Origin of the sequence: Nocardia altamirensis NBRC 108246, from assembly GCF_001612685.1 — a bacterium.
Taxonomy (GTDB): Bacteria; Actinomycetota; Actinomycetes; order Mycobacteriales; family Mycobacteriaceae; genus Nocardia; species Nocardia altamirensis.
Genome location: NZ_BDAY01000038.1, coordinates 72,730 through 99,279 on the forward strand (window position 1 = coordinate 72,730; position 26,550 = coordinate 99,279).

The window sequence follows — 26,550 nt, forward strand, 5'->3', positions numbered from 1 at the left end:
CCGTGCGGCTCACGCACGGACGCTGAGGCCGACCTTCTGGAATTCCTTGAGGTCGGAGTAGCCCGCCTTCGCCATCGAGCGGCGCAGACCACCAACGAGATTCAGCGAACCGAACGGATCGTCGGAGGGGCCGAACAGCACCTGCTCCAGGCTGGGGCGCACCGCGTCGCCGTTGCCCTCCTCCAGCTCCCAGTCGACGCCGAGCAGCGAGCCACGCGGCACCGAGGGATGCGCGGCGGCCGACGGCCAGTACCAGCCGCGGCCGGGCGCCTCGGCAGCAACGGCCAGCGGCACCCCGAGCATCGCGGCATCCGCACCGCAGGCGATCGCCTTGGCCAGCTGGCCGGAGGTCTCGATGTCACCGTCCGCGATGACGTGCACGTAGCGCCCGCCGGTCTCGTCCAGGTAGTCGCGGCGCGCGGCGGCGGCATCGGCGATGGCGGTGGCCATCGGCACGCCGATGCCGAGCACCTCCCTGGTGGTGGTCGCGCCGGGGAACGAGCCGTAGCCGACGATGACGCCTGCCGCCCCGGTGCGCATCAGGTGCAGCGCGGTCCGATGATCGCTGACGCCGCCCGCGACCACGGGCACGTCGAGCTCGGCGATAAAGGTCTTGAGGTTCAACGGTTCTCCGTCGCCGACGTGCTCGGCGGAGATGATGGTGCCGTGCACCACCAGCAGGTCGACGCCGGCCTGCACCAGCGCGGGCGTGAGCGCGCGGGCGTTCTGCGGGCTCACCCGGACCGCGGTGGTCACGCCTGCCGCGCGCACCTGCGCGACGGCGGCGGCGAGCAGCTCCGGCTGCATGGGCGCGGCGTGCAGCTCTTGCAGCAGCGAGACCGCCCGCTCGTAGCCGCCCTTGCCGACGAGCTCGAGCAGCTGGTCGATCTTCGCGGCGACATCCGCGTGCCTGGCCCACAGACCCTCGCCGTTGATGACGCCGAGGCCGCCGAGCCGTCCGAGCTCGATGGCGAACTCCGGCGACACCAGCGCGTCGGTCGGGTGCGCGAGGAACGGGATCTCGAAGCGGTAGGCGTCGAGCTGCCAGGACAGCGACACCTGCTTCGACGAGCGGGTCCGGCGCGAGGGAACGATGTCGATATCGTCCAGCTCATAGGTACGCCGGGCGGTCCGGCCCATGCCGATCTCGACCATGTCGCGCACGTCTGTACTCCTTGCTGTGTTGGTTTGCCGCGCCGGTGGCACGGCGTGTTCGGGCCCCTCGGCCGCGCGTCCAGGCAGTCGGCACGCGCGACACCGTCGCATCCGTGTCGACCACCCGGCTGGTCTGTCTGTCGCGCGTTCGCGCGGCGTTCGTCCGCCGACCGCGCGTGCACGCGGCAGCAAGTGCCGACCGCGCCCTCGCACGGCAGCAACTGCCGACCGCGCCTGCACGCGGACGCCAGACGGGCCGCTAACGATCGCTCGCGACACTCGCTCCGGGGGTTACCTCGCGATGGCAAGCCTGACCGACTCATCTCGGCCCTCGGTCACCTGCCCCGAAGGGCCCCACGTTGTTCGGGGTCGCCGACCAGCTCAATCATGCACGGACTGGGCGGTCCTGTACACGACCGCCGACCGGCTAGCCGCGACCAGTGTAGTTAGGGGCCTCGACGGTCATCGTGATGTCGTGCGGGTGGCTCTCTTTGAGGCCCGCCGCGGTGATCTGCACGAACTGGGCGTTCTGCAGGTGCGCGATCGACTGCGAACCGGTGTAGCCCATGGCCGCGCGCAGGCCGCCGACGAGTTGATGGATGACCTGGTTGACCGGGCCGCGGAACGGCACCCTGCCCTCGATGCCCTCGGGCACCAGCTTGTCCTCGGCGAGCACGTCGTCCTGGAAGTAGCGGTCCTTGGAGAAGGACTTGGCCTGGCCGCGGCCCTGCATCGCGCCGAGCGAACCCATGCCGCGATAGCTCTTGAACTGCTTGCCGCCCACCAGGATCAGCTCGCCCGGCGATTCGGCGGTGCCTGCGAGCAGCGAGCCGAGCATCACGGTGGACGCGCCGGCGGCGATCGCCTTGGCAAGATCGCCGGAGAACTGGATGCCGCCGTCGGCGATCACCGGAACACCGGCGGGCTTGCACGCGGCGACGGCCTCGAGGATCGCGGTGATCTGCGGCGCGCCGACACCGGCGACCACGCGGGTGGTGCAGATGGAGCCGGGACCGACACCGACCTTCACCGCGTCCGCGCCCGCCTCGACCAGCGCGGCAGCGCCCGCCCGCGTCGCGACGTTGCCGCCGACGATCTGGATGCGGTCGCCGACCTCGGCCTTGACCTTGGTGACCATCTCCAGCACCCGCACCTGGTGGCCGTGCGCGGTGTCGACGATGAGCACGTCGACCCCCGCGTCGGCCAGTGTCATAGCGCGCGACCAGGAGTCGTCACCGGTGCCGATCGCGGCGCCGACCAGCAGCCTGCCGTCCCGGTCCTTGGTGGCGTTCGGGTACTGATCGGTCTTGACGAAGTCCTTGACGGTGATCAGGCCGCGGAGCCTGCCGTTGCCGTCGACGATGGGCAGCTTCTCGATCTTGTGCCTGCGCAGCAGGCCGAGCGCGGCCTCGGCGGTGACACCCTCCTGCGCGGTGATCAGCGGCGCCTTGGTCATCACCTCTTCGACCCTGCGGTTCTGATCGACCTCGAAGCGCATGTCGCGGTTGGTGATGATGCCCACAAGGGCGCCGACCTCGTCCACCACCGGCAGGCCGGAGATGCGGAATCGGGCGCACATGGCGTCGACATCGGCGAGGGTGTCCGACGGACGACAGGTCACCGGGTCGGTCACCATGCCTGCCTCGGAGCGCTTCACGGTCTCCACCTGCGCGGCCTGATCGGCGGCGGACAGGTTGCGGTGCAGCACACCCATGCCGCCCGCGCGTGCCATCGAGATGGCCATCCGCGCCTCGGTGACCGTGTCCATCGCCGAACTGACCAGCGGGGTCCGCAGCCGGATCTCCCTCGTCAACTGGCTGGAGGTCTCGACAGAGCTTGGGATGAGATCCGAGGCGGCGGGCAACAACAACACATCGTCGAATGTGAGGCCGAGCATGGCGATCTTGTTCGGATCGTCACCACCCGTAGGTGGGCGGACAGCCGTGCGTTCGCCCGATACGGGATTACTCATTCGGATCGACCCCTCCTGGACGTCGACAGCGACCGGCGCCGGGGTCTCCGGCGCCGCGCGCAGCTGATGGGATGGACTGGTGGCTCCGGGAATCGTGTCGGGTGCTCGCCGAAGCCTGACACCATGGTATCTGTCCCGCAAACTCATCGGTGCAGTGAGCCCACCGGGGGTTGGCCGGGAGGCGTAGCCGACCCGCAGTGGGCGAGCACCGGCGAAACTTGCGGCCTCCATAGCTGGCGCAGACCACCCTGTTCTGCGTACCGTGGGGATGTGCGTGACCATCTACCACCTGGCTTGCCGCCGGATCCGTTCGCCGGAGACCCCTCCGACCCGTCCGCCGCGCTCGACGCCATCGAGCCCGGTGAGCCGCTGGATCCCCACGAGCGCCTCGCGGTCGAGGAAGATCTCGCCGATCTCGCGGTCTACGAGGCCCTACTAGCCCACCGCGGTATCCGCGGTCTCGTTGTCAGCTGCGAAGACTGTCGGCAGGACCACTACCACGACTGGGACATGTTGCGCGCCAACCTGCTTCAGCTATTGGTCGACGGCACGGTGCGCCCGCACGAGCCCGCCTACGATCCGACGCCGGAAGCGTACGTCACCTGGGACTACTGCAGGGGATACGCGGATGCCTCGATGAACGAGGCCTTCCACGGCGACGGATTCGACGGGTTCGACAACTGAGGCACGTTCCACCGCAGCACTGACGCGACCCAGAGGGCTCGCGCGAGGTGTGCTATCCCGCTGTGACTTTCACCGCACCACTGTCGGAACGCCGATACCCCCGACGACAGAAAACCGACCGCCATAAGGCAATCGGTTCATGTCTTCTTCGGGAGTTTCTTGTCAGCTACTCGGTGTCCCCGCCCCACCGGTCATGTGCGGGACGGCGAACGTGGTCGCCGGATTGCCTTGTGTCGGCACCCGAGTCGCGGGCACCGTCGGCGCGCCCGTACCCGTGTCCGCGGTCGGTACGACCACCGTTGGCTGTTCGGGAACAGTGGTCGGCGGCACCGGGGGTTTCTCGGGTTCCGTCGTCGGGTTGACCGTCGGCGGCGGAGTGGTCACCGGTGGCGGGGTCGTCACCGGTGGCGGCGTCGTCGGCTTGTCGTTACTCGGTGGGGTCGGGTCGGTCGGCCCGGTGGTCGGGTTGGTGCCCGTCGGGTCGACCGGCTTGGCAGGCAGCGTCGCCGAATCCTGCGGACGCGACGGCTTCACCGGTGTCGACACCGTCACCGAAGGATCGGTCGGCAGCTTCGTGCCCTGGTTCAGTCCGTCCTGAAGCTCCGGCGGCAGCAGTGCGACGAGCTTCTGCAACTGATCCATCAGCTCGGCATGCTTCTGCGGATTGTCGACCTGCTCCGCGTTCACCTTCGCCTGCTCCAGGCGCTGTCTGGCCTGAGTCGGGTTCTGGGCGACCAGTTTTGCCGCTTCGTCCATTTCGGAACCCGCACGCTGCACCACGGTGGTCTGGGCCTGTGCGCTGAACACGACCTCTTTGACCCCCCACAGCGGACTATCAGGATCTGCCTGATAGGTGAACGCCGTGAGACCACCGAAGACCAGCGCCAGTGCCGCCGCGGCACCGACGAGCGGCTTGACCAGCCGTAGTCGGCTGACCGGAGCCCCGATCCTTACCTGACGTGCGCCGATCTCCTGATTGACCGCCGCGACGATCGCATCCAGATCGGGTGCATCTCGTATCGGCGGAGCGATCAGCTCCGCGCGCCAGTCCGCGAGCAATGTCGCGAGTTGATATTCCTCCGCGCTGTCGGTCCGTACCGGGCCATCGCTACCGATGGCATCGATCAGAGCATCGTCGCGGCGTACCGCTGCGATGTCGACCGGGCCGGTGTCCTCGGACGCGTCGGCGTAGGGACCGCTGTTTCGCGATCCACGTCGCGCCTTCCAGTCGCCCCGACCGCGCTCGCCATCCCTAGCCATACATTTCACCTGCCCTCGCCACTTGAGACTTGAGTTTCGCGAGTGCCCTGTGCTGAGCCACTCGTATCGCGCCCGCCGTACTGCCCACGGCGACTGCGGTTTCTTCGGCTGACAAACCCATGACTAGGCGCAGGATCAGGATCTCTCGATCTTTCTCGCGGAGTGTCGCAAGCAGACGGTTCATCTGCCTGCTCGTCTCCGATTCGAGAGCTCGCTGTTCTGGGCCATGGTCGGTGGATATGACATCTGGTACTTCGGCCATTGCCTCCGCCTTGTTACGGGCGGCATTGCGATGAGCGTCGGCGACCTTGTGCGAAGCGATTCCGTAAACGAAGGCCATGAAGGGCCTGCCCTGGTCTTGATACCTGGGCAAGGCGGTCATCACGGCCAAACAGACCTCCTGCGCAACGTCATCCGCGGAGAGCTGCCCACGCTCCGCGGCTCCGATCCGCGCGCGGCAATAACGCACCACTAGCGGGCGGACCATCTCGAGTACCTGAGCTAAAGCGGATCTGTCGCCCTGCGCAGCGGCAGCGACGGCGAGGTCCAACTCTTCGCCCGTGTTCGTCATCGTCAGCGAGATTCCTGGCGTTACAAGTGGCACGGTCGGTGATGACCAGTGCTTCCGCCGAAGGGGCGGAACGGAACTAACAATAGCGACACAGCGCGCGGTGCAAGGCAACACGGGTGGCCTTGCCAGCGTGTGACCCATTAAGCGGAACTTCACTCCTCTTCAGTTCGACTGTGGACAGGCTGATGCTCAGTCGGCGGTTATCGGACGAAACCGCCCGCCACGTCGGGAAATGATCGCGGCACACTGCTCGGCCTCCGCCGCAGCACCCGCGGTGCCGAGCCCGGCCCGCAGCATGGCGCTGGCCCAGCGCAGCGGCACCAGACCGTGTTCCCAACACTGGTGGGTGACCTGCTCGGCGAGTGCACGGGACCGATCGTGCTCCCCCGCCACCGCGGCGGCCGCGGCGACAAGGAGCCGGGATTTGACCTGATGCCGCACCGAAGGGCCGCGTTCGGCGAGCGCGAGCGCCGCCGCCGCATGCGCCTGTGCGGGCTCGGAAGTGCCTGCGGCGAGCGCGGTTTCAGCGCTGACCCACTGCCTGCGGAGGGCCGGCCGCCAGCCGAGCCGGTCCGGCGGCACCGCGTCATCGCCGCGGCCGAGCAGCCGCCAGGCCAGTGCCGTGCGCCCGGTGCCGAGCGCGTCGGCGGCAAGACCGGTCAGCGCGTCACCGAGCGCATCGGCGCGACTGAACGGGTAGTCGAGGCCGCCCGCCGGATCGACCGCGCGGTCACCAAGCGACCTGGTCGTCAGCACGGCTAACGCGCGCCCGTCTAGGACGGCGGCGCGTTCGTGCCATCCGAGCTGACGCAGCAGCGACCCCTCGGTGCTGGCCGCCAGCGAAATCAGCACCGGATCCACGCTCTCGGCGTAGATAATTCGCAATTCAGCCCTGGCGGCTGCATATCGCCCTTGCCCGCCCAGAATCACCGCGCGATACCAAGAACCCAGTGCGGAGCCGGCGGCGGGCAACTCGGCAGCGGCACGGCCGGGGGTCGGCCCGAAGGCGCTCTCGGCGAGTATCTCGATGCGGGGATCTCCGAGCGGAGCGGGCGCGAGCACGGCCGAACTCTATCCCGGGCCGCCGCACCAGGTGGCCGGAAGAAAGACCTGACACCACCAGTTGGCAACCACTCAGCATTTCTCGCGAAAAGTCATGTTGCCATCAGGTAAAACTCGTCTCGACAATCCAAGAGTGCGCGCGATTGGAATTCACATGCTTTTCGCGCAATTTACCTCAGCGCCCTGCATCCGCCATCTCGGATCCGCCCGCAGCAGCCGCCGCCAGGCACGGCTGTGACCGGCCCCACGTGGCCTGCCACCGGCTCTGACCCTTGTTTCCAGCCAGAAATAGTGGTCTACCTGGGGAAATGCGTCCGGATGGTGCGCAGCGCCTAGCCACTGGCCGCTGGTCAACCGATCAGTATCGCCGGAACCAATGCGAAAAGTAAACAGCTCGAAGGTTAAATTTCGCAGCCTAAGATTTGGGAAACTGCTGCACAGAACTATTGACGGAATTTCGCGGCTGGACCTAACGTAGCTCATCGCCACGGTCGGCGCCGCTCGAAATTGCAGCGACCGCAACGGGCGAGCACCGGGACACCCGCCGACACAGCGCAGTGGCCTACGACTTTGCAGAACAACTGCTCGACAACGCTGACGAGCTCGCATCACGAGGAGTTCACCACCATGCCCATGCCGACCCACCTCCCCGGGCCGAACGCCGACGTCTGGGATTGGCAGATGCGAGGGTCCTGCCGCGGGCAGGACTCCGCCGTGTTCTTCCATCCCGATGGCGAACGTGGCCGCGCCAGGACCGCGCGCGAGATGCGCGCCAAAGAGATCTGCCGGGCCTGCCCGGTCCTGATGCAGTGCCGCAGCCATGCCCTGAAGGTCAGCGAACCTTATGGCATCTGGGGTGGCATGTCCGAGACCGAGCGCGAGATGCACGCTCGACGCAATCGGCGCCGCATGACGGTGTAATCGAAAAATATTTCCATCCATGTGGCGCGGTGCGCCGAATCCCTAGCAAACAACCGGCAGGCAACAAGCGGTCACCACCGATGCGCCTGCCGCCGCACCATCACAAGTCACACAACCTGTAGAGCCCTGCGTTTTGCGTGAGCTATCGGCGTGTCACGGCGTGTCTCCTCTCGAGACACCCGGCGTGTCGAAGTTTCCCGCAAAGTCGCTGGGCCACAGGCGGTTTGCCGACACCCCCAGCCGAAGGGGGGTCATAGCGGCACGCTACGGTGGTGACCGATGACACAGAATGGAGCGTTGTGACAACGCGGCAGCCGGCCGCAGAGGGCGACTCGTTCCGAAGAGACGCCTCTACGCCCGGTATCGATTCTGCGGTTACCGCCCGCGCCGCCGAAAGTATCGAGCTCGCCGCCCTGCTGGATCGATGCGGCCAGTCCGACCAGGAAGCCTTCGCAGAGCTATACGACCGGACGTCTGCGCGAGTCTTCGGTCTAGTACTGCGCGTGCTACACGATCCTGGCTACGCCGAGGAGACCACGCAAGAGGTCTACCTGCAGATCTGGCGCACGGCAGCCAGTTTCGACGCCGAGAAGGGATCGGCCGTCACCTGGTTGATGACCCTTGCCCATCGCAGGGCGGTAGACCGGGTCCGCGCCGAGCAGGCACACACCCAGCGCGAGGTGGCATACGGCATCCGGGTGCTCGGTAACGAATTCGACGAAGTGACCGAAGAGGTAGAGCGAAGGCTCGAACAGCAGGCTGTCCTCGACGGGCTCGCGACTTTGACCGAGACTCAACGAGAAGCCATCTCGCTCGCCTACTACGGCGGGCGGACCTACGCGGAGGTCGCGCATTACCTCGGCGTAGGGTTACCGACCGTTAAGTCCCGAATTCGGGACGGACTGACACGACTCAAAAGAAGTTTGGGGGTGACGTGAGATGAACGAACGCCAGGTCGATCTCGCGCACACCGTCGCGCTCGGATCGATCGACGACGTAGACCGCCATGAAGTGCAGGAACTGCTCGACACCGAAGACCCCGCGCTACGCACCGGCTTCCGCAGCGAAGTACAGCGCACCGAAGACGCACTCGCCACGCTCGCCGAGCTGACGGCAACGCCGCCGCCCGCCGGCCTGCGGACCCGTCTCCTCGCAGCAATCGCTGCCGACAACTAGGCCCCCGCGGTTTCTAGCCGACTCAGGCACCTCGACAGCCGCATTGGCGGCCGACGGTAACGAGGCGGGAAGTCAGCCGGCACCCGGCGAGTTACCCATGTACTCGAGAAATCAGTTGTCGTAGTAGCGCAAAAGCGAAGGCCCCCAGACCGAATCACGGTCCGAGGGCCTTCTTGGTGTTCGGGTCGAGCCCGCCCTAACTCGCGAGGGAGCTCAGGCTCAGTGGCTGTGACCGTGGTGGCTGTGGTCGGCCGCCTCTTCGGCAGGCTTGTCCACGATCGCGCTCTCGGTGGTCAGGATCATCCGCGCCACCGACGCCGCGTTCACGACGGCCGAGCGGGTCACCTTCACCGGGTCGACAACACCGTCGGTGAGCAGGTCACCGTAGGTCAGGGTGGCGGCGTTGAAGCCTTCCTTGCCCTCGGCGACCTTGCTGACCACGACGGAACCGTCCACGCCCGCGTTGGTGGCGATCCAGAACAGCGGAGCCGACAGCGCGGTCCGCACCACCTCGACGCCGACCGCCTCGTCGCCGGACAGCGAGTCGCGCAGCTCGATCAGCTTGGCGGCCGCCTGGACGAGCGCGGAACCGCCGCCGGGCACGATGCCCTCCTCGACCGCGGCCTTCGCCGCGCTCACCGCGTCCTCGACCCGGTACTTGCGCTCCTTGAGCGCGGTCTCGGTGGCCGCGCCGACCTTGATCACCGCGACACCGCCGGCCAGCTTCGCCAGACGCTCCTCGAGCTTCTCGCGGTCCCAGTCGGAGTCGGTGGCCTCGATCTCGCGCCGCAGCTGGGCGCCGCGGGCCGCGATGTCATCGGCGGTGCCTGCACCGTCGATGATCGTGGTGTCGTCCTTGGTGACGACGACGCGACGCGCCTTGCCGAGCATGTCGAGACCGGCCTCGCGCAACGTGATGCCGAGATCCGGGTTGATCACGGTGCCCGCGGTGACCACGGCCAGGTCGTCGAGGAACGCCTTGCGGCGGTCACCGAAGAACGGCGCCTTCACCGCGACGGCCTTGATCGTCTTGCGGATCGAGTTGACCACCAGGGTGGACAGCGCCTCGCCCTCGACGTCCTCGGCGATGATCAGCACCGGCTTGCCGGATTCGGCGATCTTCTCCAGCAGCGGAAGGAAGTCGGGCAGCGAGCTGATCTTCTCGCGGTGCAGCAGGATGAGCGCATCCTCCAGCACGGCCTGCTGGCTGTCGGCGTCGGTGACGAAGTAGGGCGAGAGGTAGCCCTTGTCGAACTGCACGCCCTCGGTGACCACGAGCTCGGTCTGCAGCGTCGAGGACTCCTCGACGGTGACCACGCCGTCCTTGCCGACGGTGGTCAGCGCCTTGCCGACCATCTGGCCGATTTCCTCGTCGCGCGAGGACACGGTGGCGACCTGCGCGATCGCCTGCTCACCGGAGACCGGGGTCGCCGCGGCGAGCAGCGCCTCGGAGACCGCGCCGGCGGCCTTGGCGATGCCGGAGCCGAGCGAGATCGGGTTTGCGCCCGCCGCAACGTTTTTCAGGCCTGCGCGGACCAGCGCCTGGGCCAGCACGGTGGCGGTGGTTGTCCCGTCGCCCGCGACGTCGTTGGTCTTGGTGGCGACGCTCTTGACCAGCTGCGCACCGAGGTTCTCGAACGGATCTTCCAGGTCGATGTCGCGTGCGATGGTGACACCGTCGTTGGTGACGGTCGGGCCGCCGAAGGCCTTCGCGAGCACGACGTGGCGACCGCGCGGGCCAAGGGTGACCTTGACGGCGTCGGCCAGCTTGTCGACGCCGCGTTCCAGAGCGCGACGAGCCTTCTCGTCGAACTCGATCTGCTTTGCCATGGGGTAATCAGCTCCTGTGCTAGTACGCGGCAGAACGCAGACCGCCCCGGGTCACGAAAGACACCGGGGCGGAACGCGTATGCCTATCGGCTACTTGGTGACGACGGCCAGCACGTCGCGCGCCGACAGGATGAGGTATTCCTCGCCCTGGTACTTGATCTCGGTGCCGCCGTACTTGCTGTAGATGACGGTGTCGCCCTCCTTGACGTCGACCGGGATGCGGTCACCCTTGTCGGTGACGCGTCCTTCGCCGACGGCGATGACGGTGCCCTCCTGCGGCTTTTCCTTCGCCGTGTCGGGGATGACCAGGCCGGAGGCCGTCGTCGTCTCGGCCTCGTTGGCCTGGACGAGGATCTTGTCCTCGAGCGGCTTGATGTTCACGCTCGCCACGTTGAGCCCTCCACTTTCAGGGGATTTACGGTCGTCCAGAACTGTTGTCCCAGACCATCAGTATTGGTTCACAGGTATTTCGAGCGATCTGCAAGCAGTCGCAAGTGGTAGCCGACACTGCGCTCAGCCCCGTCGTCGCGGGTGCCGGGACCCCTGCTCAGTGGTCGAACTTCCTGGCACACGCAGAGAGCGCGCAGCGGGGCGAAAACCCGGCCGTGCACCTCACACAGTGCCGACTAGCACTCTATACATGAGAGTGCCAGCGCTCAAGGCCGGGCTGTGCCAATTTCGGTTCGCCACCGACGAGTGTTGCCTGCGACACGCCCACCGCACGCCTGGAGGGGTTTTCAAGAGTTCGCGAAAACTGTAACGTTCGGATAACGGATTGTGACAGTATTGACGACGGTCGCTGTCCGACCGCCGTGTTCGTCACGAATGTGACTCGTCACGAACTGGCGTCGGGGACCAGGGGTCGTCACCGAACACCTGTCGTCACCGCGTTCGGCTGTATCGAATACCAGCGTCGGCGAACACCCGCTTCACCGAACAACGTCTCACCGAGAGCTGCACCAGAGAGCTACCCACAGTGATCTATCGCCGGTCCCCGCGACCCATCCGGACAACGGGACCGACCGGGTTCGAGTCCGGGTCGTGCGTCGACAACACCGCGATTCGGCAGTCCATTCGAGATGGTCGGCGACCTGACCATCCGCTCGAAGGGAGGTGAATGAACATGCGAACATCCCTAGGCATCTCGGCCGGGTCCGAGGTCGTGTGCTCGGCGCTCGTCGCCACCGCGTCGAACGGCGCGCAGAGCTTCGACTACCGCGTCGTCTCCGCCGACGCCGCCCACTCCGACCTCGGCGACCTCGTCGCCTCCTCGATCGAGCTGATGACCAACCAGCTGCCGACGACGCAGCTCGCGCACGATGTCAGCTATCCCGTCGGCGCACGCTTCGCCGGCGCACAGCCCCGCGGCCTCGAAACGCCGACCAGTCGCCCGCCGACCAGCGTTGCCGTCGCCTACCGCACCAAGGAGCAGGCGCAAGCCATCCGCGCGGCCACCGGCAAGCAGCGGGATCTGAAGCTGGTACCCGAAGGCACCGCGGCACTCACCTACCTGCGGCACACCGGACTGCTCGACCGCTACGAGACCGTCGCCATCATCGACCTCGGCGCGTCCGGGCTCAGCGTCACCGTGGCCGACCAAGCCGACGGCTCCATCCTCCGAGCCGAGCGCACGATCACGATCAGCGGCAACGCCATCGACGACCTCATCTACCACCACCTGGTCGACCTGCACTACGCACGGCGCGGCACCCGACCCAACCGCGGCATGCTGACCAACCGCGGCCGCGCGGCCAAGGAACACCTGTCCCTCGCGCCCGCCGTCACCATCGATCACGTTGCGGGCCAACCGCTCAAGCTGACCAGGGCCGACTTCGAAGAACTGATCGCCGACCTGCTGCGCGAGACCGCCGTGTTCGCCGCCGCGGTCTTCGCGCGGGCACCCAAATTCCCGCAAGCGGTCACGGTGATCGGCGGCGGCGCCAACATCCCAGCCGTCGTCGACACCCTCGGCAGGCAACTCGAAGTCCCAGTGTTCACCGTGGAAGATCCGGACGCGGTGATCGCGAAAGGCGCAGCGCTGGTTGCCGATACGGTCCAGCCGTCGATCTTCCCGGTGGCCACGCTCACCGCCGACGCGCCGGTCGGCACCTTCACCAAGGTGGTCGGCACGCTGGCAGGCGCGATCGTGGTGGTCGGGCTGATCATCGGCTACGGGGTGAAAACCTTCGCGCCCAGTTCCGACGACGTCTCCCCCGCAGGCACCACCAGCGGTGTGACGCAATCGCCGTCCCCCTCCGTGAGCGGCGTGCCGCCGACCGGATCCGGCACCACAACCAGCGGCCAGAACCAGGAAGGCACCAATCGTCCGTCCGACGGCAACATTCCGCCGTTCACCCCGGACCGCGGCCAGCCCTCCAACACCGTGGTACCACCCATCTCCGGCACCCCACCCACCCAACCGACCCTCCGCCCCGACCCGAACCTCCCGGTGATCCCGTTCCCGGAGCTGCTCGGCCCGATTCTCGGCAATCCCCCCGGGCCGCAAGGAGGTTCGTCGGACCAGGAGAAGACCAAGCCGACCACGCCTGGTCAGTCTTCGAAGCCGAGCCAGGCCCCCGCCGAATCCCATCTGCCACTGCCGCCGCGCACGAACTCCGGGTCGGGTGGTCCGGTGACGGGTTCGGGGCAGTCAGCTCACGCTGATTGAGTGCGTGCCTCTCCGGTGTGGGAGGTGGTAGGTCCCGCAACCGGGCAGGGTGGGCAGAAGAGCACGCAACAGGGGACGGCGGGCAGAAGGGCCCGTAACACAGGCAGGGCGGGCAGAAGGGCCCGTAATCCGGGCAGGGCAGTCGGTTCGTACCGATTGAGCAGTGCTGTTTGTGCCCTCCGGTAGTGGAGGTGGCAAGAGGGCCAATGGGTTTCGGTCCTGGCCCAGCAGTTCCGGTCCCGCCGAGCGGCCCCGGGGCCGCCAAACGATTTCAGTCCGTCAAGCAGCTCCAGTCCCGCCAAGCGGGCCCGGGGGCCCGCCAAACGATTTCAGTCCCGCCAAGCAGTTCCGGGCCTGCCCCAACGGTTCCGGATCCTGCCCCAGCGGTTCTGGTCCTGCCCCAGCGGTTCTGGTCCTGCCCCAGCGGTTCTGGTCCCACTCAACGACACCGGTTCCGCCCAACAACCAGCCTCGCTCAACATCTCCGACCCCGCCCAGCCGCCCCGGGGGCCACCAAACGATTCCGGTCCGCCAAGAACGATTCAGGTTCTGTCCCAACGGTTCCGGTCCCACCTGCGCTTCCCGCCTAGCGCTTCCAGTCCCGCTCAACGACTCCAGCCCCGCCCAGCAACCGGCCCTGGCCCAGCAGTTCCGGGGCCGCCAAGCGGTTCCCATCCGGCCCCAGCGGTTCCGTTCCCACCTCCGGCTTCTGGTCCCGCCCAACAACTCCGGTCCTGGCCAGCAGTTCCGGTCCCGCCAAGCGGCTCAGTCCCGCCAAGCGGTTCCGGTTCTGTCCCAGCGGTTCTGGTCCCGCTCAACGACTCCGGTCCCAACAACCGGCCCCGCCCAACGAACGGCCTCGGTCAGCAGCGCCGGTCCTGCCCAGCGGCTCCCGTCCTGCCCAGCGGGTCCCGACCTTGCTCACCAACCAGCGTTGCCCAACGACTCCGGTCCCGCCCCAGCAGTTCCAGTCTCGCCAAGCGGTTCCGGTTCTGTCCCAGCGGTTCTGGTCCCGCTCAACGACTCCGGTCCCAACAACCGGCCCCGCCCAACGAACGGCCTCGGTCAGCGGCGCCGGCCCTGGCCAGCCGCTCCCGTCCTGCCCAGCGGGTCTCGACCTCGCCCACCAACCAGCGTTGCCCAACGACTCCGGCGTCTCCAATGCTGAATCCGCACCCCTTCTGCGCATCTACACCCGTTGCGGAGTTGGGCGACTGATCACTGGGAACTGGTGGCGGCATCGCCCGAGAAGCCACCGCCACCAGTTCCCACTCGGCATGGAACCGCCCCTCTGATCCCACATACCGGGATTGCAGGCCTCACCGGGCCGTCAATCGCGGCCAACAACCGGCGTCGCGCAACGACTTCCGCGTCTCCAACTCCGGAATCCGCACCCCGTTCTCACCAGCAAAGGAGCAGCAGACCGGCACTAGTGCAGCACTCAGCAAGGAGTGCAGGTGTCCGCACGAGTGGGACATGGTGGAGGCGACACGCCGCAAACGCCTCCGTCGTGTCCCGCTCGTCGAGCTTGCCCCGTGCGAACGGGACATGGCTGTGCCAACTGTCGACCAGGACAACGCTTTTGGATGTCATCGTGACTCGATAGGTGTACGAGGAACCGACCGGAAGTGGCGAGGCTCGGCTCAATGGGAGAGCAGTGGTTGCCGACTCATTGGCAAGCGCCGACCCCTCATCGACAGCAGAGAAATGGTTGCTGGGCCGCGTTGACGGTAGTCGAATGGTTGCAGGTGGCCGTTGACGGTAGTCATATGGCGGGAATACGCGCCGAGACGCCCACCATTGGACTCCCATCAACCTTCCCAAGATCACTTCCCGAGATCTTTGGACCGGACCACAGCCAGATGACCACGCTGGAACGAGACACCGAGCATCTGACAGCGGAGGTCAGCCGGGTACGGCACACGACGCCACCACGCTGATCCGGTGCATACCCCGAGGCTGCCGCTCTCAGGAAACCGTTGAGCTGAGGAATTTTCGGGCTTCGCCAGCCGATCCGGCGCGTTTCAGCCGACTCGGCTGACCGAAACGGGCAGACCCGGATCAGTGGCGACGGTCAGCGAGGACGGGGACGCACCGCCCGCGATGACGTGCGCTCCGAGGGCTGCGATCATGACGCCGTTGTCGGTGCAGAGCCGAGGCTTGGGCACCCGTAGCGTCAAACCTGCTGCGGTGCAGCGCTCTTCGGCCATCGAACGGATTCGCGAGTTGGCGGTGGCGCCGCCGCCGAGCACCAGGGTGTCGACGCCGACGTCCTTGGCCGCGCGGATCGCCTTCATGGTGAGGACGTCGGCGACGGCTTCTTGGAAGGAGGCGGCGATGTCGGGGATGGGCAGGTCCTCCGCGGTCAGGCCGCTGCGCTGCGCGGACTCGACGTAGCGGGCCACGGCTGTTTTCAGGCCGGAGAACGAGAAGTCGTAGCGCGCGTCGCGGGGGCCGGTCATGCCGCGCGGGAAGCTGATCGCGCGCGAATTGCCTTTGGCCGCAGCGGCGTCAAGGGCGGGGCCGCCGGGGAAGCCGAGACCGAGCAGCCGCGCGACCTTGTCGAAGGCCTCGCCTGCCGCATCGTCGACGGTGCTGCCCAGTTCTACGATCGGCGCCGCCAGGTCGGTGACGTGCAGCAGGTGCGTGTGCCCGCCGGAGACGAGTAGCGCGACGCACGGCGGCATCGGACCGTGCTCGAGGGTGTCCACCGCGACGTGTCCGCCGAGATGGTTCAGCGCATAGAACGGCACATCCCACGCTGCCGCATAGGCTTTCGCGGCCGCGACGCCGACCAGCAAGGCACCGGCCAGACCGGGTCCGATGGTGACGGCCAGCGCGTCCGGCTTGGCGATGCCTGCCACGGCGAGCGCCCGGCGCATGGCGGGCACGATCGCCTCGAGGTGGGCACGCGACGCGATCTCGGGGACAACGCCGCCGAACCGAGCGTGCTGGTCGACGCTGGACGCGACCTCGTCGGCGAGCAGTTCGCACCGGCCGTCGGCGTGCCTGCGCACGATGCCGACTCCGGTTTCGTCGCAGGAACTCTCGATGCCCATGATGATCACGAGAGGACCTCGTCCGGGAGGGGCAGCGCGCTCAACGCGGGTCTGCGCATGGTGTAGGCGTCGGCGCCGCTGGGGTGGTAGTAGTTCTTGCGTAAGCCGATGATGTGGAAGCCGTGCTTGGCGTACAGCGCGATCGCGGGCGTGTTGTCGGTGCGCACCTCGAGGAACACGGGCCCGCCGCGCTTGCCTGCTTCGTCGAGCAACGCCTCGAGCAGCACGGTGCCGATGCCAGCGCGCAGGCAGCCAGGGTCGACGCCGATGGTATGCACCTCGGCTTCGGGGTGTTCGTCATCACCGAGCAACGCGATGCCTGCGTAGCCGACCATTCGCCCGTCCTCGGCGCGCGCGGTGATGTAGCGATTGTGCGGCGCGGCCAGTTCCGACTGGAAGGCCACCGCATGCCAGGGGTCGTCCTCCGGAAACAGCAGCTGCTCGAGTTCCACACAGCGCTCGATGTCCGCGGGAGCCATCGGTTCGATCCGAATGTCCACCGGCCTCACGCTCCCGTCCGGTCGAGGGTGCGGTAACTCTTTTCGACAGCGTCCGGCCTGCGCAGGTAGAGCGGCACGAGCGGCTCCGGCACGGTGCGCGCGAGCAGCTCGGCTGCGGCGACCCGGACCAGTCCGGCGGGCGACGGTGTCTCCACCGGAAGGACGGGAAGGTCGAAGAAGTCGACGTGCGAGGCGGATCCGGCGATCGCGGTGGCTTGCGCCATATCGACGTCGCCTGGCTTGGTCACGTCCGGACCGGCGACCCGCACGCCGGCGCGGTAGCGCGCCCAGTACACCTCCCGACGGCGCGCGTCGGTGACGACCAGGAGTTCGCTGTCCGGCGTGAGGTCCGTCGCAGCGTCGGCGGCAATCGCATCGAGGCTGCACACGCCGTACACGGGCAGGCCGAGTGCGTCGCCGAAGGCCGCTGCCGTCGCCATGCCGACACGCAGCCCGGTGAAGGGGCCCGGTCCGATGCCGACGACGATCGCGGCGATGTCGGCCCTGGAACGTCCTGCCTCGGTGAGGCATTCGAGGATCTGCGGGGTGAGCACCTCGGCGTGCGCGCGCGGGTCGACCCGAACCCTGGATGCGACGGTCCGCGTCTGGACAGTGCCGTTCCGGCCGACCGGCATGCCGTCGCCGACGACGGTCGCCGCATCCGGTGCGGCCTGCTCCAGTTCCACCAATCCCGCGGTAACGGCGGGTGTCGCGGTGTCGACACTTAATACCAGCATGATTGACCCAACGATACCGGGTGGTAGCTGCCGCCGGTGCGGAGCTACCAGGTAGTTAATCCACCCATTCCCATTCTGCGGTGCGTACGTCCGAATCCGGTTCGCGCGACAACAGCACCCGCAGATGCCGATCGGTCAGGTGCTCGACGACGCCGCGACCCCATTCCACGACGACCACCGCCTGATGCAGATCGGTGTCGAGATCGAGGGCATCCAGGTCGTCCAGGTCGCCGCCGAGCCGATAGGCGTCCACGTGCACCAGCGGCACCGCGCCGGGCTGCTCGCCTGCTCGGTGCTGGCGGGCGATGATGAATGTCGGCGAACTGACCCGGCCCTGCACGCCGAGGCCTGCGGCGATGCCGCGGGTGAGCGCGGTCTTGCCCGCACCGAGCGGACCATCGAGCACCACCAGATCGCCTGCGCCGAGCCCGGCCGCGAGTTCGCGTCCGAGTGCCTCGGTGTCGGCGACGGTGGGCAGCATCCGCTGCTGCCGTTCAGCCACTGCTCACCTCCGAAGGGCGTTGGTCGGCCGGTTCCAGCGCGCCGGCGCGCACGAGCAATCGATCGAGCGCGCCGTTGACGATATCCGGGAACTGCAGGTGCGCCATGTGCGCGGCCCGAGCGAGCCGGATGAGTTCGCTGTTCGGCAGCTCACGGGCGAGGGCGCGGGAGTTGCGGAAGGGGATCACCAGATCGCGGGTGCCACCGAGTACCAGCACCGGCAGGTGCGCCAGGGTGGGCAGTGCGGCCGACTCGTCGTGTAACTCGATGGCTTTCAAGAACTTCACGATGGTCTCGACCGGCGTCTGATCGATCATCAGGGTGGTGAATCGGGACAGTGTCGGGCTCACCTGACCGTGATACGAGCTGACGTGCAGGATCGGCGTGATCACATGGCGGGCCGTGGATCGTCCGGCTTGGATCAGCGCGGGCGCGGTATGCACGGCGACCCGGAACCCGTCGATCGCGGGGTTGCGCAGCAGTTGGGTGATACCGGCGGCAGTGACCTCGGCGGCCGCGGTCGAGAGCAATGCGATCCCGATCACGCGCTCCGCGAACAGCTCCGGGAACTGCGCTGCCGCAGCGAGCACCGTCATGCCGCCGAGCGAATGACCGACCAGCACCACCCGGCCGGTCGGCGCGGTCGCCTGGATCACCGCGGCGAGGTCGCGGCCGAGCTGGGCGACAGTGCAGCTCTGCGCCGTCGGCGTGCCGGAGCGCCCATGTCCGCGCTGATCGAACAGGACGAGCCGAGCGCTTGCGCCCCACCGCTTTTCGAGGTCGCGGCGCTGAAAGTGGAAGGACTCCATGCTGTTGCAGAAGCCGTGCACGAAGATCACGGTGACCGGCGCGTCCGCAGGACCGCATTCCCGAGTGGCCAGGCGCACACCGTCTTCGGTGAGCACCGCGCCTGCCCGATCCTGCTCGATGAGGTCGAAGTTCTCGTCCCGGTATTCGTCGCGAAGGGCAGGCCAGAGCACTTTGGCGCCGGCGCGGCGTAGGGCGTGCACCCCGGCCAGCGCGCCGACCACGCCCGCGGTGGCGAGGCCGCCGCGGACCGCGGCGACCTTGGTGCGGCGCTTCATCGGATGCCACCCACGTAGCGTCGCGCCGCCCTGCCTCGTGGTGAACAGACCACCTCGTAGTTGAGGGTGCCGAGCAGTTCCGCCCAGTCCTGAGCGCGCGGCTCGCCTGGCCCGCCGCCGAACAGGATCGCGAGATCGCCTTCGCGGACGCCTGCGGCATTGTCGCCGAGGTCGACGACGAACTGGTCCATACAGATCCGGCCGACGTTCGGGCGGCGGGCGCCGCCGAGCCACACCTCGAAACGTCCACTCAGCGGCCGGAATACGCCGTCGGCGTAGCCGGCGGGGATGAGCGCGACGGTGGTGTCGTGGGTGGCGACCCAGGTGTGCCCGTAGGAGACGCCCTCCCCCGCGAGCACCGGTTTGACCTGAAGCACGCGGGCCTGGAAGGTCATCGCGGGGCGCAGGCCGAAGTCGTCGATGTCGGGGATCGGGCTGTGCCCGTAGACCGCGATGCCGGGACGGACCATGTCGAAGGCGAGGTCGGGGCGGGTCAGCGCGGCGGGCGAGTTGGCCAGGTGCACGAGCTCCGGTTCCAGGCCGTGCTCCTTGGCCGCCGCGATGGCGTCGAGAAAACGGTCGCGCTGCAGGTCGTTGGTCGGGTGCGCGGGTTCGTCACCGCGCGCCAGGTGCGAGAAGATCGCGCGGAAGCGCACCGCCTGCGCATCGACGAGTGTCCGCAATTCCGCGAGTGCCTGCGGATATTCGCCCGTCGACAGCCCGTTGCGGTTGAGGCCGGTGTCGACTTTGAGGCTGACCGTCGCAGGCTTGCCGAGGCGCTCGGCCGCCGCTGCCACCGCGCGCAGATGGGCGAGGGTCGAGACGCCGATCTCGATATCGGCCGCGATCGCGGCACCGTAGTCGGCGTCGGAATCGTTGAGCCAGCTCAGAATCGGCGCGGTGATGCCTGCCTTGCGCAGTTGCACGCCCTCATCGATGGTGGTGACACCGATCTCGGCGGCGCCCGCCGCCAGCGCGGCCTTCGCCACCTCGACGGCACCGTGGTTGTACCCGTCCGCCTTGACCACCACCATCACCGCGGCGTCGCCCGCGTGCTCCCGCAGGATCCGCACGTTGTGAGCAATGGCGTCTAGGTCGACGACCGCCTCCACCTGCGCGTGCATGTCCGCCTCTCCGAGTATTCAGGCCAGACCCAGGTGCCACGGTAGTGACTCGGGCGGCCTGCGGTGACGTGGTCGTGGGGTTAGCCCGTCCCCGGTGAGTTACCCATCTGCTTCCGAAATCAGTCGTCATTGGTTGTCGACCGAGTCTATCGACCGAGAAATGTCCTGGTGGAGCGTGTAGCGCGGAAGGTGTTCCGCGGCACAAGTCGATGCGCGGGTCTATTGCCCGTCGGCGAGGGCGCGCAGGGTGCGGATGGCGGGGCGGATGTGGTCGAGGAGCGGCGTCGCCGAGATCGGGGCGGCTTCCGGGTGACCATCGTTGGCCGCCAGGTTGGCGGCAAGGGAGTGGGCGCGTGCAGCGGCCGCAGCCGCCGCGGCCGGGGCGTGATCCGCGGCGAGCAGCGCGCCGATGATGCCGGAGAGGACGTCACCCGCGCCTGCGGTGGCGGCCCAGGAGGCGCCCGCCTCGTTGACGAGAACCGGTGCGCCGGGGGCAGCGATGAGGGTGGCTCGCCCCTTCAGTAGGACGGTGGCCTGCCAGGAGTCGGCGAGTGCACGCACCGCGGCTACTCGATCGGCGCCGACCTCCGCGCCGGCTAGTCGGGCGAATTCGCCTGCGTGCGGGGTCAATACGGTCGGCGCCGAGCGTCCGCGCACCAGCTCGGGTTCGGCGGCGAGCAGGGTCAGTCCGTCGGCGTCGACGACGACGGGCAGGTCGGTGGCGAGAATCTCGACGAGGCGCTCGCGGGCCGCGGCATCGGTGCCTGCGCCGGGCCCGAACACCCAGGCCTGGACCCGGCCGACCTCGGAGACCTGGTCGGTGGCAATGACTTCGGGGAACTTCGCGAGCACGTCGGCGGTGCACGGCCCCGCGTAGCGGACCATGCCAGAGGTCGCCGCTACCGCCGCGCCGGTACACAGCACCGCGGCGCCCGGGTAGCTCGCGCTGCCCGCACAGACGCCGGTGACGCCCTGGGTGTACTTGTCGTCGGTGGCGTCCGGCACCGGCCATGCCGCACCGATCGACGCAGGCTCCAGTGCCGCCAGCGCCGGCTCGGGTAATCGTAATCCGATGGGCACCAGCTCGATTCGTCCGCAATACGGTGCAGCAAGCGCGTGCACCGGCTTGTAGGCGCCGAACGCGACGGTGACGGCGGCACGCACGGCAGGTCCTGTGACGGCACCGGTGTCCGGATCGACACCGCTGGGCAAATCCGCGGCAATGATCGGGACCTGGAGCGCCGCAACGAGTTCCGCGGCGTTCGGGCGTAGCGCCCCGCGGCCGGAGATGCCGACGATGCCATCGATCACCAGATCGGGACTGCCGAGGCGCACCGCGGCGGGGTCGCCGCTGCCGTCGAGCACCCGGCCGCCTGCTTTGCGCAGCGCCGCAAGACCTTTCGCGTGAGCGCGGGCCGGGTGCAACAGCACGGCGGTCACCGCGACACTGCGGCGGCGCAGCGTAGCGCCTGCCCATAAGGCGTCACCGCCATTGTCACCGGAACCGACGAGCAGCGTCACCGCGCGTCCTGCGATGCCGCCGGTACGCGCCCGTAGCTCGTCCGCGACCACCGTGGCCAGCCCATATGCCGCACGCCACATGGGGACGCCGTCCGGGACGCGCAGGAAAAGCTCGGCCTCGGCCGCGCGCACTTCATCGGCGGTGAAATAGCCCCGCTGCGACATGGGCGATCCTCCACTGGGTTGTTCGGCACTGCTGGGTGTTCGGTGTTCCGGTCGCGCGGATGGTGCCGCGTGGGCCCGCAACGACAGCAGACTACGCTTGGCCATCATGCCAATGGTCAAGCGCCGCGCCAGGTCCATGCAGGTCCTCACCGGATTCACGGTGGTGGCGGCGTTGCTGGTCGCCGGGTGCGGCGGCGGCGACAGCGGTACCGCCGCGACGACGACGAAGCGGCCGCCCCAGCCGACGACAACGATCACGCAGCCGACGGGTGACCAGAAACCCGCCGCCGTCATCGTCCACGTCGGCGACATGAAGTTCGCCCCCGCCGAGGTCACCATCAAGGCGGGCGAGACCGTCACCTGGAAGTTCACCGACAAGGTCCCGCACACCGTGCAGGGCATCGGCGACAAGGCGATGGGCATCAACAGCCCGATCATCGACAAGGGCGAGTGGAGCTACACCTTCACCGTGCCCGGCTCCTACCGCTATCTCTGTTCCCTCCATCCCGAAATGCGCGGCACCATCACCGTCCAATGACCCGACGGGTCAGACGGGACGGTACTGGCGGGTGCGCGAGCTGCGCGCCGACGAGGTGTTGAGGGCTTCCACCGCGGCCACCAGCGGGGCCAGTTCGGGGTCGGCGGCGGCTTGACCCAGTGCACTCGCGAGCGCGGCGTCATGGGTCGGCCTGGCCTGTTCGAGCAGCGTGAGCCCTGGCGGTGTGACGTCGGTGTAGATGCCGCGGCGATCGTCGGGGCACAGGTAGCGCTGGAGCAGACCGCGGTCTTCCAGGCGCGTGACGAGCCTGGTTGTTGCGCTTTGACTCAGCACGACCGCCTCCGCGACCTGGTTCATCCGTAGGTGACCGCCCGGTCCGTCGTGCTGGCGGCTGAGCACTACTAGCAGCGAGAACTCGCGGACGCTCAGGTGGTGACCGGACTGCAGCGCACGTTCGATGTGCGCTTCGATCCGATCGTGCAGCAGCGACAGTGCGTACCAACCATCGGCCAGGCCGGTCAGGGCGGCATCCGCGGTCATGGTGTTCCTTCCGCGTCGGGACAGTAGTTCCAGGATAGATGACCATCGCAATAGCCCGCGCTTGCAATTATCACGCGTATGCAATTATTGTTGACGCCCGTAAGGCTCAGGCGCAACATCAAGTGGAGGCTCTCGACCATGCCGCTCGCACTCCTCGCCCTGACACTCGGGGCCTTCGGAATCGGCACCACCGAATTCGTCGTCGTCGGGTTGCTCCCCGACATCGCCGACACCTACGCGGTGTCCATCCCCACCGCAGGCCTGCTCGTCACCGGATACGCGCTCGGCGTCGTGGTCGGGGCACCGCTGATGACCGGGCTCGGCACGCGAGTCTCGCGCAAGCGCATGCTCCTCGGCATGCTGTTGCTCCTGGTGGCGGGCAACGTATTGTCCGCTGTCGCACCCACTTTCGGACTGATGCTGACCGGGCGGATCGTGGCATCGCTGGCGCACGGCGCCTTCTTCGGCATCGGCGCGGTCGTCGCGGGTGCGGTCGTCCGCCCGGACCGGCGGGCGGGCGCGATCGCCATCATGTTCACCGGGCTCACCGTCGCCACCATGGTCGGCGTGCCGTTCGGCACCCTGCTCGGCCAGCATTTCGGCTGGCGGCTCACCTTCCTCATCGTCGCCGCGGTCGGCCTGATCGGGCTGATCGGCGTGGCCGCGCTGGTGCCCGAGCAGCCTGCGCCGCAGGACGCGCGACTGCGCACCGAGCTCGCCGTCTTCCGCAACCCGCAGGTGCTGCTCGCGATGGCGATGACCGTGCTCGGCTTCGGCGGCGTCTTCGCGGCGATCACCTACTTGGCGCCGATGATGACCGAGGTCACCGGCTTCGCGGACAGCTCGGTCACCTGGCTGCTCGTGCTGTTCGGCGTCGGCTTCTTCGTCGGCAACCTGGTCGGCGGCAAGTTCGCGGATCGCCACCTGATGCCGATGCTCTACCTCACCCTCGGCGGTCTCGCCGTGGTGCTCGCGCTGTTCACCCTCACCGCGCACAACAAGATCGCGACCGCGATCACCGTTGTGCTGATCGGCGCGCTCGGCTTCGCCACCGTCCCGCCGCTGCAGAAGCGCGTCCTCGACCAGGCCGCGGGCGCACCGACTTTGGCCTCCGCCGTCAACATCGGCGCCTTCAACCTCGGCAACGCCGTCGCTGCCTGGCTCGGCGGTCTGGTCATCGCCGCAGGCTACGGCTACACCGCATCGAACTGGGTCGGCGTCGCCCTTGTCCTTGCCGCCCTCGGCCTCGCTGTCTGGTCCGGCGCCCTCGAACGCCGCGCCGGAAGTCCCGCAGCAGAACCAGCTTCCGTGCTGATCGCCGCCAACCACTGACCATGCCGACGATCCGGCGGTGCCAACACGTCACCGCCGGATCTTCCGCAACCAGCGAAACACGTTCCTGCACAATGCAGGCACTGCTCGGCCATCGAGCGGATAGGACCGTGCGCCTTCTCGGCCACCAACGGCGAAACCCGCTCCCGCACAACGCGGACACCGCTCGGCCGCCGAACCGGACAGGACCGTGCTTCTTCCCGGTCGGCGACCAGCTACAACGTAGACAGCCGCCTGACGCGAGTGCGTCGGGCGGCTGTCGAGGTCGGGCCAGGGTCTATTCGACGGTGACAGACTTCGCGAGGTTTCGTGGCTTGTCTACGTCGTAGCCGCGGACCTGCGCCACCTCGGCGGCGAAGATCTGCAGCGGGACCGTGGACAGCAGCGGCTGGAACAGCGTTGGCGCCGTGGGAATCTCGATGAGGTCGTCGGCGAACGGACGCACCGTGTCGTCGCCTTCCTCGGCGATCACGATGGTGCGCGCGCCGCGTGCCTGGATCTCCCGAATGTTGCTGAGCAGCTTGGAATGCAGCACCGCGCGCCCCTTGGGCGACGGCATCACCACGATCACCGGCAGCCCGTCCTCGATCAGCGCGATCGGCCCGTGCTTCAGTTCACCTGCCGCGAAGCCCTCGGCGTGCATGTACGCCAGCTCCTTGAGCTTGAGCGCACCCTCCAGCGCCACCGGATATCCGACGTGGCGGCCGAGGAACAGCACCGTCGACACGTGCGCCAGCTCACGCGCGATCGCGCGCACCTGCGGCGCGGTCTCCAGCACCCGCTGCACCAGCTGCGGCATCGCCTCCAGCTCGGCGAACTCGCGGGCCACCTCGTCCGGATACTTGGTGCCGCGCGCCTGCGCCAAGGCCAACCCGACCAGGTAATTCGCGGTCACCTGGGCCAGGAACGCCTTGGTCGAGGCGACGCCGATCTCCGGTCCAGCCCTGGTGTAGAGCACCGCGTCGGACTCGCGCGGAATCTGCGCGCCGTTGGTGTTGCAGATCGCGAGCACCCGCGCCTTCTGCTCCTTGGCGTGGCGCACGGCTTCGAGCGTGTCCGCGGTCTCACCGGACTGCGAGATCGCCACCACCAGCGTCGACCGATCCAAAACCGGGTCGCGGTAACGGAATTCGCTGGCCAGCTCCACCTCGACGGGCAGCCTGGTCCAATGCTCGATCGCGTACTTGGCGAGCAGGCCGGAGTGGTAGGCGCTGCCGCAGGCAACAACGAACACCTTGTCGAAGTCGCGCAGCTCCTGGTCGGCGAGGCGCTGCTCGTCGAGCACGATCCGGCCCGCGCCGTCCTGCTCGAGGCTGAAATGCCCGATCAGCGTGTCCGCGACCGCGGCAGGCTGCTCTTCGATCTCCTTGAGCATGAAGTAGTCGTGGCCACCCTTCTCGGCGGCGGCCAGATCCCAGTCGATGGTGAACGGGCGGGTGCGATCCTTCGCGTTCGCGCCACTGAAGTCGGTGACCGTGTAGCTGTCCGCGGTGATCACCACGGCCTGGTCCTGGCCGAGCTCGACCGCCTCGCGGGTGTGCTCGATGAACGCGGTGACATCCGAGGCGATGAACATCTCGCCCTTGCCGACGCCGACCACCAGCGGAGTCGAGCGGCGCGCCGCAAAAATCAGGTCTGGATGATCGGCATGGGTCAAGACCAGCGTGAACGCGCCCTCGAGCCGACGAACCACCGACAGTGCGCTCGCCGCGAAATCGCCCGCGGTCGGGCCTTCCGCATAGGCGCGCGCCACCAGATGCACCGCCACCTCGGTGTCGGTGTCGCTGCGCAGCTCGACGCCCGCGTCCTCCAGCTCCCGGCGCAGCGGGGCGAAGTTCTCGATGATCCCGTTGTGCACGACCGCGACCTTGCCGCTCAGATCGCGATGCGGGTGCGCGTTGCGATCGGTCGGCGCACCGTGCGTCGCCCAGCGGGTGTGGCCCATGCCCGTGGTCCCCGCGAACCGCGCGATCCCGATTTCGGCGAGCTCGGCCTCCAAATTGGCCAGCTTGCCCGCTTTGCGCTCCACAGCAAGCGCCCCGGCACCGTCGACGATCGCCACACCGGCGGAGTCGTAGCCGCGATATTCCATGCGGCGCAACGCGTCAACGACTACGCCGAGCGCGTCCCGGTATCCGACGTACCCCACGATTCCGCACATGGCTCACCAGAGTACTTATCGGATAAC

General features: G+C 67.9%; 23 protein-coding genes. 7 read left to right on the forward strand and 16 right to left on the reverse strand.

What is annotated here, in order from left to right:
* Nucleotides 1–9: 9 nt before the first annotated feature.
* Both NA11_RS21090 and guaB read right to left on the reverse strand, forming a co-directional pair.
* Complete coding sequence (locus NA11_RS21090; RefSeq protein ID WP_069163670.1) at nucleotides 10–1,164, reverse strand: GuaB3 family IMP dehydrogenase-related protein; 1,155 nt, start codon at nucleotides 1,162–1,164, stop codon at nucleotides 10–12.
* A gap of 418 nt (nucleotides 1,165–1,582) precedes the next feature.
* Nucleotides 1,583–3,127, reverse strand: coding sequence for an IMP dehydrogenase (gene guaB / locus NA11_RS21095; RefSeq protein WP_084654879.1), 1,545 nt, complete (start codon nucleotides 3,125–3,127; stop codon nucleotides 1,583–1,585).
* Between the two features lie 270 nt (nucleotides 3,128–3,397).
* On the opposite strand from guaB, the gene NA11_RS21100 reads away from it, so the two are divergent.
* The gene (locus NA11_RS21100; protein ID WP_022567296.1) at nucleotides 3,398–3,811 is read left to right on the forward strand and encodes a DUF5319 domain-containing protein; all 414 of its coding nucleotides are present in this window, start codon (nucleotides 3,398–3,400) and stop codon (nucleotides 3,809–3,811) included.
* A gap of 162 nt (nucleotides 3,812–3,973) precedes the next feature.
* On the opposite strand, the gene NA11_RS21105 is transcribed toward NA11_RS21100, so the two are convergent.
* The 3 genes from NA11_RS21105 to NA11_RS21115 all read right to left on the reverse strand — a co-directional run bounded on the left by NA11_RS21105 (nucleotide 3,974) and on the right by NA11_RS21115 (nucleotide 6,704).
* Nucleotides 3,974–5,071 carry an anti-sigma-D factor RsdA gene (locus tag NA11_RS21105; RefSeq protein ID WP_069163672.1) on the reverse strand — a complete coding sequence of 366 codons (1,098 nt, stop codon included), beginning with the start codon at nucleotides 5,069–5,071 and terminating at the stop codon, nucleotides 3,974–3,976.
* Nucleotides 5,064–5,642, reverse strand: coding sequence for a sigma-70 family RNA polymerase sigma factor (locus NA11_RS21110; protein ID WP_069163673.1), 579 nt, complete (start codon nucleotides 5,640–5,642; stop codon nucleotides 5,064–5,066). The genes NA11_RS21105 and NA11_RS21110 overlap by 8 nt, the downstream gene beginning before the upstream one ends.
* A 189-nt stretch (nucleotides 5,643–5,831) precedes the next feature.
* Entirely contained in the window at nucleotides 5,832–6,704 is an 873-nt protein-coding gene (locus NA11_RS21115; RefSeq protein WP_174567706.1) for a hypothetical protein, read from the reverse strand.
* A gap of 627 nt (nucleotides 6,705–7,331) precedes the next feature.
* Here NA11_RS21115 and NA11_RS21120 point away from each other — a divergent pair.
* The 3 genes from NA11_RS21120 (at nucleotide 7,332) to NA11_RS21130 (ending at nucleotide 8,801) form a co-directional block, all read left to right on the forward strand.
* The gene (locus NA11_RS21120; protein WP_069163710.1) at nucleotides 7,332–7,625 is read left to right on the forward strand and encodes a WhiB family transcriptional regulator; all 294 of its coding nucleotides are present in this window, start codon (nucleotides 7,332–7,334) and stop codon (nucleotides 7,623–7,625) included.
* A 362-nt stretch (nucleotides 7,626–7,987) separates the two neighbouring features.
* Complete coding sequence (locus NA11_RS21125) at nucleotides 7,988–8,563, forward strand: sigma-70 family RNA polymerase sigma factor (protein ID WP_069163711.1); 576 nt, start codon at nucleotides 7,988–7,990, stop codon at nucleotides 8,561–8,563.
* Between the two features lies 1 nt (nucleotide 8,564).
* On the forward strand, nucleotides 8,565–8,801 hold the full coding sequence (locus tag NA11_RS21130; RefSeq protein ID WP_069163674.1) for an RskA family anti-sigma factor: 237 nt from the start codon (nucleotides 8,565–8,567) through the stop codon (nucleotides 8,799–8,801).
* A gap of 219 nt (nucleotides 8,802–9,020) precedes the next feature.
* Here the strand turns inward: NA11_RS21130 and groL are convergent, their stop codons facing one another.
* Together groL and groES are read right to left on the reverse strand one after the other, a co-directional pair.
* Nucleotides 9,021–10,631, reverse strand: coding sequence for a chaperonin GroEL (gene groL, locus NA11_RS21135; protein ID WP_069163675.1), 1,611 nt, complete (start codon nucleotides 10,629–10,631; stop codon nucleotides 9,021–9,023).
* 90 nt (nucleotides 10,632–10,721) lie between these two features.
* Complete coding sequence (groES, locus tag NA11_RS21140) at nucleotides 10,722–11,021, reverse strand: co-chaperone GroES (RefSeq protein ID WP_014981824.1); 300 nt, start codon at nucleotides 11,019–11,021, stop codon at nucleotides 10,722–10,724.
* 733 nt (nucleotides 11,022–11,754) lie between these two features.
* Here groES and NA11_RS21145 point away from each other — a divergent pair.
* Nucleotides 11,755–13,299, forward strand: a complete 1,545-nt coding sequence (locus NA11_RS21145; protein ID WP_069163712.1) for a DUF7159 family protein — start codon at nucleotides 11,755–11,757, stop codon at nucleotides 13,297–13,299.
* A 2,024-nt stretch (nucleotides 13,300–15,323) separates the two neighbouring features.
* On the opposite strand, the gene tsaD is transcribed toward NA11_RS21145, so the two are convergent.
* The 7 genes from tsaD to NA11_RS21180 all read right to left on the reverse strand — a co-directional run bounded on the left by tsaD (nucleotide 15,324) and on the right by NA11_RS21180 (nucleotide 21,991).
* Nucleotides 15,324–16,367 carry a tRNA (adenosine(37)-N6)-threonylcarbamoyltransferase complex transferase subunit TsaD gene (gene tsaD, locus NA11_RS21150; protein WP_069163676.1) on the reverse strand — a complete coding sequence of 348 codons (1,044 nt, stop codon included), beginning with the start codon at nucleotides 16,365–16,367 and terminating at the stop codon, nucleotides 15,324–15,326.
* The gene (gene rimI / locus NA11_RS21155; RefSeq protein ID WP_141717742.1) at nucleotides 16,364–16,858 is read right to left on the reverse strand and encodes a ribosomal protein S18-alanine N-acetyltransferase; all 495 of its coding nucleotides are present in this window, start codon (nucleotides 16,856–16,858) and stop codon (nucleotides 16,364–16,366) included. Before rimI ends, tsaD begins: the two co-directional genes overlap by 4 nt.
* A gap of 5 nt (nucleotides 16,859–16,863) precedes the next feature.
* A complete protein-coding gene (gene tsaB, locus NA11_RS21160) occupies nucleotides 16,864–17,595 on the reverse strand; it encodes a tRNA (adenosine(37)-N6)-threonylcarbamoyltransferase complex dimerization subunit type 1 TsaB (protein ID WP_069163677.1) in 732 nt (243 codons plus the stop codon).
* A gap of 55 nt (nucleotides 17,596–17,650) precedes the next feature.
* Nucleotides 17,651–18,076: a tRNA (adenosine(37)-N6)-threonylcarbamoyltransferase complex ATPase subunit type 1 TsaE gene (gene tsaE / locus NA11_RS21165; protein WP_069163714.1), complete on the reverse strand. Its 426-nt coding sequence runs from the start codon at nucleotides 18,074–18,076 to the stop codon at nucleotides 17,651–17,653.
* A gap of 13 nt (nucleotides 18,077–18,089) precedes the next feature.
* Nucleotides 18,090–19,181 (reverse strand): alpha/beta hydrolase, encoded by a 1,092-nt coding sequence (locus tag NA11_RS21170; RefSeq protein WP_069163678.1) that lies wholly within the window; start codon nucleotides 19,179–19,181, stop codon nucleotides 18,090–18,092.
* Nucleotides 19,178–20,305, reverse strand: a complete 1,128-nt coding sequence (gene alr, locus NA11_RS21175) for an alanine racemase (RefSeq protein ID WP_084654881.1) — start codon at nucleotides 20,303–20,305, stop codon at nucleotides 19,178–19,180. Before alr ends, NA11_RS21170 begins: the two co-directional genes overlap by 4 nt.
* Nucleotides 20,306–20,524: 219 nt before the next feature.
* Entirely contained in the window at nucleotides 20,525–21,991 is a 1,467-nt protein-coding gene (locus NA11_RS21180) for an NAD(P)H-hydrate dehydratase (RefSeq protein WP_069163680.1), read from the reverse strand.
* A gap of 106 nt (nucleotides 21,992–22,097) precedes the next feature.
* Here NA11_RS21180 and NA11_RS21185 point away from each other — a divergent pair, with 106 nt between their 5' ends.
* Nucleotides 22,098–22,529, forward strand: coding sequence for a cupredoxin domain-containing protein (locus tag NA11_RS21185; RefSeq protein WP_245746028.1), 432 nt, complete (start codon nucleotides 22,098–22,100; stop codon nucleotides 22,527–22,529).
* A 9-nt stretch (nucleotides 22,530–22,538) separates the two neighbouring features.
* Here NA11_RS21185 and NA11_RS21190 read toward each other — a convergent pair whose 3' ends face one another.
* The gene (locus NA11_RS21190; protein WP_069163682.1) at nucleotides 22,539–23,030 is read right to left on the reverse strand and encodes a MarR family winged helix-turn-helix transcriptional regulator; all 492 of its coding nucleotides are present in this window, start codon (nucleotides 23,028–23,030) and stop codon (nucleotides 22,539–22,541) included.
* Between the two features lie 138 nt (nucleotides 23,031–23,168).
* Between NA11_RS21190 and NA11_RS21195 the strand changes: the two genes are divergently transcribed.
* Nucleotides 23,169–24,362, forward strand: a complete 1,194-nt coding sequence (locus NA11_RS21195; RefSeq protein WP_069163683.1) for an MFS transporter — start codon at nucleotides 23,169–23,171, stop codon at nucleotides 24,360–24,362.
* A gap of 277 nt (nucleotides 24,363–24,639) precedes the next feature.
* Here NA11_RS21195 and glmS read toward each other — a convergent pair whose 3' ends face one another.
* On the reverse strand, nucleotides 24,640–26,523 hold the full coding sequence (glmS, locus tag NA11_RS21200) for a glutamine--fructose-6-phosphate transaminase (isomerizing) (protein WP_069163684.1): 1,884 nt from the start codon (nucleotides 26,521–26,523) through the stop codon (nucleotides 24,640–24,642).
* Nucleotides 26,524–26,550: the final 27 nt, after the last annotated feature.